This window comes from Corynebacterium sp., from assembly GCF_022712195.1.
Classification (GTDB): domain Bacteria; phylum Actinomycetota; class Actinomycetes; order Mycobacteriales; family Mycobacteriaceae; genus Corynebacterium.
Genome location: NZ_JALAGY010000075.1, coordinates 25163 through 33192, shown reverse-complemented (window position 1 = coordinate 33192; position 8030 = coordinate 25163). Strand labels below are relative to the sequence as shown.

The following is an 8030-nucleotide window of genomic DNA, read 5'->3' as shown; positions in this document are numbered from 1 at the left end:
GCCCCCGCCGCCTTCGCCGCCGCCGGGCAGGCAGGTCTGCCTGCCGTGGCGGCGGGGCGGGCGGCGGTGCCCGGGGCGGGGCCGGATCCCCGGGACGACGGTGACAGGGGGAGGACCAGGGACAGGGGAAGGGCTGTGGCCGACCTGCACCGTGTGGCGGGCCTGCTGGAGTTGGGGGCGGGGGCGAACGCGTGGAAACACCTCGCCGACGACCCGGACTTCGGGCCGGTGGCGCGTCGGGCGGCGGCACAGGTCCGGAACGGCGGGCGGCTGTCGGAGGCGGTCACCGCCCAGGCGGACCGTCTCCGGCGCCGGGCGGACGACACGGCGCGGGCGGGTGCCGAACGGGTGCTCGTCGCTGTCGCTGCCCCGCTGACCCTGTGCTTTCTCCCCGCCTTCGTGGTGGTGGGACTGGTCCCCCTGGTCATCGGATTCGCCGGAGTGTGACAACAACAGGAACAACGGAAGGGACACCATGGAAGAGAACATCAACGAGTGCAGAGAAGAATACAGGGAAGAGTACAGGGAAGAGTACGGGGAGGGGATCGGCGACGAAGCAGGTCAAGAGCCGGAACAGGAGCCGGAACAGGAGAGGACGGCACTGTCGGTCCTGGGGGACGACCGGGGGATGAGCACCATCGAGTACGCGCTGGGATGTGTCGCCGCCGCGGCACTGGGTGCGTTGCTGTACCTCGTGGTCACCTCCGACGCCGTCGAGGGTGCGCTGACGTCGATCTTCCAGCGCGCGCTGGACACACAGTAGGAAGGGGGACGGCGGCGTGAGGGGGAACTGCGGTGGCGACGACGGCTACGTGACGGTAGAGGCGGCCATCGTCTTCACCGCCCTGACCGCCGTGACCGGCCTGGTCGTCGCAGGCGTCGTCACCGTGGCGACCTACCTCGGGGCGGTGGGGCTGGCCCGTGACGGGGCCCGGGCCGCCGCCCTGGGGGACGCCCCGGCCGCCCGGTCAGTGGTGGGGGCGAGACAGCCCGACGCCACGGTGGAGGTGACCGGCAGTGCCACACCAGGTACGGAAGGTGACGCCGCCGGTCTGCTCGAGTACCGCGTGAACGTGACCGTTCCCGGGTGGCTGTTCGACGTCTCCGCCACGGCGGTGATCATCGGTGAGCCACAGTCTGCGGGGTGACGACGCGGGGAACGTGACGGTCGCCGGCAGCGCGGTCATCCTGGCCGTGGTTGCGTCGGCACTGGTCGTCGCGACCGGGGTGACCGGCATGCTGCAGTCGCACCGTGCCACTCTGGCGGCCGACATGACCGCCCTGTCCGCTGCCACGGTGATGCAGCGTGCCGGAGTGGAGGAGGCCTGTACGGTGGCCGCGGCCGTCGCCCGGGACAACGGTGCCGCCCTCAACTCCTGCGCCCCGGTGCGCGGGGAGCAGACGGACCACGGGCCCGAGGGGCTCGAAGGGATCTCGGTGACGGTGACGGTCACAGGAAGGACGGCGACGGCTGAGGCCGGTCCGGTGCAGTGAGCGGCGCTGGTGCTGCCTTTGACTCATGATGATTTGTGCGATTGCTGGAACTTGTATTGATTGGATGGCACTATTGAAGGATGGTTCTGAATGAATTTTCCCTGAATGCTCGCGCCATCGTTTTTGATGTTGGGGAGACGCTCGTTGATGAGACTAGACAATGGACGGATCAGGCAACGATGGCTGGTGTTCCTGCGTTCACCTTCCTCGCGCTTTTCGGTTCGTTGATTGAAAGAGGTGAGGACCATAGAAAGATTTGGGATGAGCTCGGAATTCGGGATCCCGAGAATCGTCCAGTCCTCTTGAAGGAAGACCTTTACCCGGATGTGCTGCCCTGTATTTCCTCCGCGCGTTCTGCGGGGCTCTCGATCGGTATAGCTGGAAATCAGCCTGAAGGTGCGGTGGAGCAGATCGCAGCGGCTGGGGTGCCTGCTGACTTCATCGCATCGTCATCGCAATGGGGAGTAGAAAAACCATCGGAGGAATTCTTTCAGAAAGTAGTCGATGCTTCTGGAATTGATGCTGGGTTGGTCTTATATGTGGGCGATCGACTCGATAACGATATCTTGCCTGCGAGGCGAATGGGCATGCAGACCGCATTTCTTGAACAGGGACCGTGGGGGATTATTCACTCGCGGCGCCCCGAGGTTAAACTAGCAGACTTTCACCTGAAATCGCTCGCTGAGCTTGCGGCTCTTTGGGGTTGACTCTCAATTAACGCTGCCGACAGCGGCGCTCAGGCGAACAACGACCGCAGGAACGGGGTCGAGTCCGGCATCGACGCCACCATCGCACCGCTGTGGTCCTCGTTGTACCAGTGCACCTCGACCTGCTCATTGGAGCCGGCGAACTGGTTGATCCACATCTGCGAGTTCAGCAGCACGCCGATCGGACTCGGTACGTCGATGTCGAGCAGCCCGTGCCCCACGAACACCGGCCTGTCGTAGCCGTCGGTCGGTGTCGCCATGTACGAGCGCAACGCCGGCTCCAGGCCCGGTACCGACCTGATCGGGGCGGTGAAGACACGGGACATGCCGACACCGTCCAGGGCGTCGGCCAGCTCCGGGTAGCACGCGGTCTCGGCCATGTCGGCGATCCGCCGTCCCTCGTCGGACAGGACGGAGTCCAGGTCGAGCTCCGGGTGCGCCTCGCGGAAACCGGCGAGGATGTAGGCGGTGTACACGTTCAACCCCGTCGGCAACACGACCGGCGGGAACGACGGGGAACCCGCCAGCACCAGTTCCTCGACATAGGCCGGGGCACCGGTGGCGACAGCGCCCCGGTAGTCCAGGCCGAGGTCGTCGCTGCGTTCCGTGGCGGCGTGGGCCACGTGCAGTGCCGCGCCACCGCCCTGCGACTGGCCGATCACGGCCCACGACCCCGACAGGGACGGCCCCACCGAGTCCAGGGACCTGGCGGCAGCCACCGAGTCGATGACGTTCGCCGCACTGACCGGGCCGTTCAGGTACGACATCAGCCCCGGCGTCCCCATCCCCACGTAGTCGGAGGCGACGACGGCGTACCCCTGACCCAACCAGTGGGCGAGGTAGTCGGCGTCCCTCTGGCTGCGGGGCAGCGCGGACGGGGTGCAACCGTCGCCCAGGCCGACGGTGCCGTGGGCCCAGGCGAGCACCGGCCACCCGCCCTCGGGCGCGGGCCCCTCCGGGAGGAAGACGGCGGCGGTCGAGGCGGCAACCTCCCTGTGCTGGTCCACGGTGGAGTACACGAACCGACGCTGCACGCCCGCGGACCCCAGTCCGAGGTCGGGGTTGAGGGCCACCTCGTCAACCGGGACCCCGACCCGGTCGGGGAGGGTGACTCCGTCGGTGACGTCCAACCCCGACCAGTCCGGGGTCTCCTCGGCCGGCGCTGGTGGCCGGGCAGGGTCGCCGGCGTCGACCAGCTCCGCCGGCAGTGAACCGACACCGGGCACAGGAAGCGCGGAGGCGGGGGGAACCAGGGCGCCGCCGGCCAGTGCGAGCACTGCCGCGGGGACCAGGAGACGTCGAAGCGTGGACAGGGGAGACAGGGCAGACAGGGCAGGGCGGGACATCGGACTCCTCGGAGCTCCTCAGAAACTTCGTCGGCACAAACTACTGCTGCCGTCGACTCTAGATGCGTCAGGCCCGCCGCGGGCGGAGAACGTCCGGTCAGGGACCGTCCCCGCGTCGGGACGCCGCCTCCGCCAAGGCGCGCAGCAGCACAGCAGCACCATGCTTGAACAGCGGGTCGTTGCCGTTGCCGCACTTCGGTGACTGCACACAGGACGGACACCCGGACTCGCACGCGCAGGACTCCACCGTGTCCGCGGTCATCGCCATCCACTGCGCGAAACGCTCGAACCCGGCCTCGGCGAAGCCCGCGCCTCCCTCGTACCCGTCGTAGACGAAGACGGTGGGGAACCCGGTGTCGGGGTGCAGCACCGTGGAGACCCCGCCGATGTCCCACCGGTCGCAGGTGGCCAGCAACGGCAGCAGACCGATGGCTGCGTGCTCGGCGGCGTGCAGGGTACCGGGCCACAACGGCTCCTCGACGCCGAGGTCGAAGAGCACGGCCGGGTCCACCGTGTACGCCACTGCGCGTGTGCGCAGCCGCTGCGGCGGGTAGTCCAACGGCACGGTGGTGAGCACCTCACCGTCCCGGGACCGACGCTGGTACCCGGTGACCTGGTGGGACACCTCCACGTCCACGTCCGCCGTCCACACCCCCGACGGTGCAGAGTCCGTGCCACCGATCTCACAGGTGCGCCGCAGCCCCTCCACCCTGATGGAGACCGTCTCCTCGGCGCGGGTGGTCCACTCCGGGGTCTCCGGGTGAACGAGGGCGACGGACTCCCCGAGGGAGAGCTCGTCCACCAGGTAACTCTCCCCCTGGTGGACGTAGACCGCACCGTCGTGGACCTCGCTGACGGCACGTGCGGCGTCGACGGTGCCGAGCACCTGACCGGACTGCCGGTCGACGATGACCACCTCGTCACCCGCACCGCCCCGGATGCTCACCCGGCCGTGGACCTCACCGGCGATCTCCAGGTCGCAGAACACGCCGCGCGGCCGTCGGCGCAACGACCCGTCCGCCACCAGCGAGTCGACGACGCGCCGGGCCGTCGGACCGAAGGACACCACGTCGCCGTCGGTGAGCGGCGCTTCGGCGGCGGCGCACAGCAGGTGCCCCGCCAGGATGTACGGGTTCGACGGATCGAAGACGCTGGCCTCCACCGGGATGTCCAGCAACGCCTCCGGGTGGTGGACGAGGTAGGTGTCCAACGGGTTGTCGCCGGCGACCATGACCACCAGGCACCCCTGACCCCGCCGGCCGGCGCGGCCCGCCTGCTGCCGGAAGCTGGCCACCGTGCCGGGGAACCCGCAGGAGACCACCGCGTCGAGCCCGCCGACGTCGATGCCGAGTTCCAGGGCGCTGGTGGCGGCGAGGCCGAGCAGGTCACCGTTGTCGAGGCGCCGCTCCAGGTCGCGCCGGGCCTCCGGGGTGTAGCCGGCACGGTAGGAAGCGACGCGTGCGGCGTCGCCGGGACGTCCCGCGGCGGCGAGTTCCTCGGCGCAGGCCAGGGCGGTGGTCTCGGCGCCACGTCGGGACCGGACGAAGGTCAGGGTGCGTGCCCCCTCCCCGATGAGCCCGGCCATGATCCGGGCGGACTCGGTGGTGGCCGCCCGACGGACCGGCGCGCCGTGCTCGCCGACGACGTCCTCCCGGAAGCCGGGTTCCCACAGTGCGATGGTGCGCTCGCCCCGGGGCGAGCCGTCCCCGGTGACCGCCACGGTGGGGCGGCCGGTGAGCCGCTCGGCATGGCGTTCCGGGTCCGCCGTCGTCGCGCTGGCCAGGACGATCGTCGGCGAGGAGCCCGCCCGGGCGGCCAGACGCAGGAGCCGCCGCAGCACCAGCGACACGTGGGCCCCGAAGACGCCCCGGTACACGTGGCATTCGTCGACGACGATGAAACGCAGCGTGCGCAGCAGCCGCGACCACCGCTGCGACTGCCCCAGCAGTGAGGCGTGCACCATGTCGGGGTTGCTGACGAGGATGCGGGCGTCGTCACGGATCGTGCGCCGCGCCTCGGGGGGCGTGTCTCCGTCGTAGGAGGCCACCATCACCCCGCGCAGTTCCGGGACCTGTGAACACGGCCGGGCCAGGGTGGCCCGCTGGTCCTGGGCGAGCGCCTTGGTGGGGGAGAGGTACAGGCAGGACGCGGTGGCGTCCGACGCGAGTGCCGACAGGACGGGCAACTGGTAGCCCAGCGACTTGCCGGACGCCGTGCCGGTGGAGACGACCACGTCGCGCCCCTCCCAGGCGTGCTGCGCGGTGGCGACCTGGTGTGACCAGGGGGTGGTGACGCCGTCGTCGACGAGGTGGTCGCGCAGCCCGGGCGGCACCCAGTCCGGCCAGTCCACCGGTGTCGACGTGCGGGCGGCCTCGGTACGCACGTGGGTGAGCGTGTCAGGGCTGTCCGACGGACCAAGTGTCCCGAGAAGTTCGGCGCCGAAGGATTCGCTCATGGTGAACAGTGTAGGCAGGGGTGGGAGGGGGCGGAGCCGCGGGCGGACTCTGCCGGCCCTCCCCTGTGACTGTGCGGGTTCGTGCAGGTCTGTGCAGGTCACAGTTGTTTTCGGTGGCGAAGGATATTACCGGAAGCTGTGACCTGGCTGCCAATCCTGCGGTGCGGGCAGAAAATAGTGCCGATGGTATGGTGCTCCGGCGCGAAACGTGGAACACTGGTGGGCGGTCACAGTTTCTGTGCGTCGCTTTGCTCGCTGTATCACCGGTTAGACCCGCAGTCAGTAGGTAAAACGTTCGCGGGAGTTGTTTGCATGCGAACGGACCAACCTTAATCGGTGGTTCTAGCATCGGCCCGGTGGCCTCGCGAAAAGTTGGCGGGGCACCGATCACCGACATGTAAGTAAGGGAAAGAACATGGCACAGGGAACCGTCAAGTGGTTCAACGCTGAAAAGGGCTACGGCTTCATCGCACCGAACGATGGTGGCGCTGACGTCTTCGTCCACTACTCCGAGATCCAGGGCAACGGCTTCCGTACCCTCGAGGAGAACCAGCAGGTCGAGTTCGAGATCGGCGACGGCGCCAAGGGCCCCCAGGCTCAGGCTGTCACCGCTCTCTGAGAGCTCTGACTGAACCCGCGGCCCGCGGGACCTAGGTCCCGCGGGCAGCAGTTTCACAGAGGCGTCGCCCGGCGTCTGCGGAGAGATCCGCAGGTGCCGGGCGACGTCATTGTTGTCTCTGGGGTAGGGGTGGGGCTGCCGGCATCTGTCGCACCCCATCAGGGACTTCTACGAATCTGACCTGCGCGTTTGTGAACGTCAGGTCCTTATGGGGTGCGAATGTCCGAACCGGCGCCCGCGCGGTGCCCGGCCACGTCCGACATGTGCTCCACCGTCCAGTCGAACAGGGCGTGCACGGGCGGTAGTGCGGAGCGCCCCAGGTCGGTGAGTTCGTAGACCACCCGGGGCGGGATCTCCGGGTAGGCGGTGCGGGTGACCAGGCCGTCCGCCGCCAGGGTGGACAGCCGCTGGGCGAGAACCCGCACGGAGATGCCGTCGACCGCCGTCCGGATCTCGCCGTTGCGCAGGGGGCCGTGTTCCAGGGCGAGCAGGATCAGCATGTTCCACCGGTCGCCGACGGTGGTGAAGAGGTCGCGGCTGGGGCAGTCGCGCGCGGCAGGGTTCCAGGGGGCGTCCGTCATACTTCCCATGGTATCACCACGCTATTTCAGGAAGGCACTGTACAAAAGGAAGTGTACAGGTTATGCTGGCGGACATGGCTACTATCACCGTTTACGGATCCACCGGCATGGTCGGCAGCGACATCACCCGCGAGGCGGTGTCCCGGGGTCACCGGGTCACCGGGGTCTCGCGCCGCAGCAACCCCGACAACACTGTCGACGGCGTCAGCTACGTCACCGGCGATCTCGGCGACACCGCCGACGTCGTCAACCGGGCGAAGGACACCGACGTCCTCGTCATCTCTGTCCCGGGCCCGAGGGACGGAAGTTCCGTCCAGCCCGTCATCGACGCGCACGCCGCACTGGTCCCGGCTCTCGCGGGTCTGGCGGTCCGTGTCTTCGTCGTCGGCGGTGCCGGGGCGACCCTCACCGAGGACGGCACCCGGCTCGTCGACACCCCGGACTTCCCCGAGGCGTACGCCGCCGAGGCACGGTCCTTCGCCGAGGTGCTCGAGCTCTACCGCGCCGCCCCCGCGTCGCTGGACTGGACGATGCTCGCCCCGGCCCCGGAGATCGGCCCCGGCGCACCCGCGGAATCCTACGTCCTCGGCGACGACCACCCGGCCGGTGAGAGCGTCACGACCGGCACATTCGCCCGTGCGGCACTCGACGAGATCGAGACCCCGGCGCACCGTCGGGCCCGGTTCACCGTCGCCGACGCCTGAGCCGACGCCTGAGAAGTTCCGGAACCCCCCGTAGGAATGCGTTTCCGCGGAGTTGCGCCCGTGGCGTGTAGGGTCTCACCTCGAACCCCTTGTGCGCCGGAGTGAATCCATAAGCGCAGGGATC

At 68.8% G+C, this 8030-nt stretch carries 10 protein-coding genes; 7 read left to right on the top strand and 3 right to left on the bottom strand.

Translation table 11 applies throughout. The features are described 5' to 3' along the window. From Q0A34_RS09660 to Q0A34_RS09640, 5 genes are all read left to right on the top strand, one after another. Nucleotides 1-447, top strand: a 447-nt coding sequence (locus tag Q0A34_RS09660; protein WP_291479782.1) for a type II secretion system F family protein, incomplete at its 5' end; no start/stop codon positions are given. Between the two features lie 28 nt (nt 448-475). After that, complete coding sequence (locus Q0A34_RS13735; RefSeq protein WP_363316444.1) at nt 476-763, top strand: DUF4244 domain-containing protein; 288 nt, start codon at nt 476-478, stop codon at nt 761-763. A gap of 16 nt (nt 764-779) precedes the next feature. After that, the gene (locus Q0A34_RS09650) at nt 780-1148 is read left to right on the top strand and encodes a hypothetical protein (RefSeq protein ID WP_291479781.1); all 369 of its coding nucleotides are present in this window, start codon (nt 780-782) and stop codon (nt 1146-1148) included. Continuing rightward, nucleotides 1126-1494, top strand: a complete 369-nt coding sequence (locus Q0A34_RS09645) for an Rv3654c family TadE-like protein (RefSeq protein ID WP_291479780.1) — start codon at nt 1126-1128, stop codon at nt 1492-1494. The genes Q0A34_RS09650 and Q0A34_RS09645 overlap by 23 nt, the downstream gene beginning before the upstream one ends. 80 nt (nt 1495-1574) lie before the next feature. Next, nucleotides 1575-2201, top strand: a complete 627-nt coding sequence (locus Q0A34_RS09640; RefSeq protein WP_291479779.1) for an HAD family hydrolase — start codon at nt 1575-1577, stop codon at nt 2199-2201. Nucleotides 2202-2230: 29 nt separating this feature from the next. Here Q0A34_RS09640 and Q0A34_RS09635 read toward each other — a convergent pair whose 3' ends face one another. Beyond that, nucleotides 2231-3547, bottom strand: a complete 1317-nt coding sequence (locus Q0A34_RS09635; RefSeq protein ID WP_291479778.1) for a lipase family protein — start codon at nt 3545-3547, stop codon at nt 2231-2233. A gap of 97 nt (nt 3548-3644) precedes the next feature. Beyond that, nucleotides 3645-6002, bottom strand: coding sequence for a DEAD/DEAH box helicase (locus Q0A34_RS09630; protein ID WP_291479777.1), 2358 nt, complete (start codon nt 6000-6002; stop codon nt 3645-3647). 415 nt (nt 6003-6417) lie between these two features. Here Q0A34_RS09630 and Q0A34_RS09625 point away from each other — a divergent pair, with 415 nt between their 5' ends. Beyond that, entirely contained in the window at nt 6418-6621 is a 204-nt protein-coding gene (locus tag Q0A34_RS09625; protein WP_038546005.1) for a cold-shock protein, read from the top strand. Nucleotides 6622-6827: 206 nt separating this feature from the next. Here the strand turns inward: Q0A34_RS09625 and Q0A34_RS09620 are convergent, their stop codons facing one another. After that, nucleotides 6828-7202 carry a helix-turn-helix domain-containing protein gene (locus tag Q0A34_RS09620; protein ID WP_291479776.1) on the bottom strand — a complete coding sequence of 125 codons (375 nt, stop codon included), beginning with the start codon at nt 7200-7202 and terminating at the stop codon, nt 6828-6830. Nucleotides 7203-7276: 74 nt separating this feature from the next. Between Q0A34_RS09620 and Q0A34_RS09615 the strand changes: the two genes are divergently transcribed. Beyond that, entirely contained in the window at nt 7277-7906 is a 630-nt protein-coding gene (locus Q0A34_RS09615; protein WP_291479775.1) for an NAD(P)H-binding protein, read from the top strand. The last annotated feature ends 124 nt before the right edge of the window (nt 7907-8030 follow it).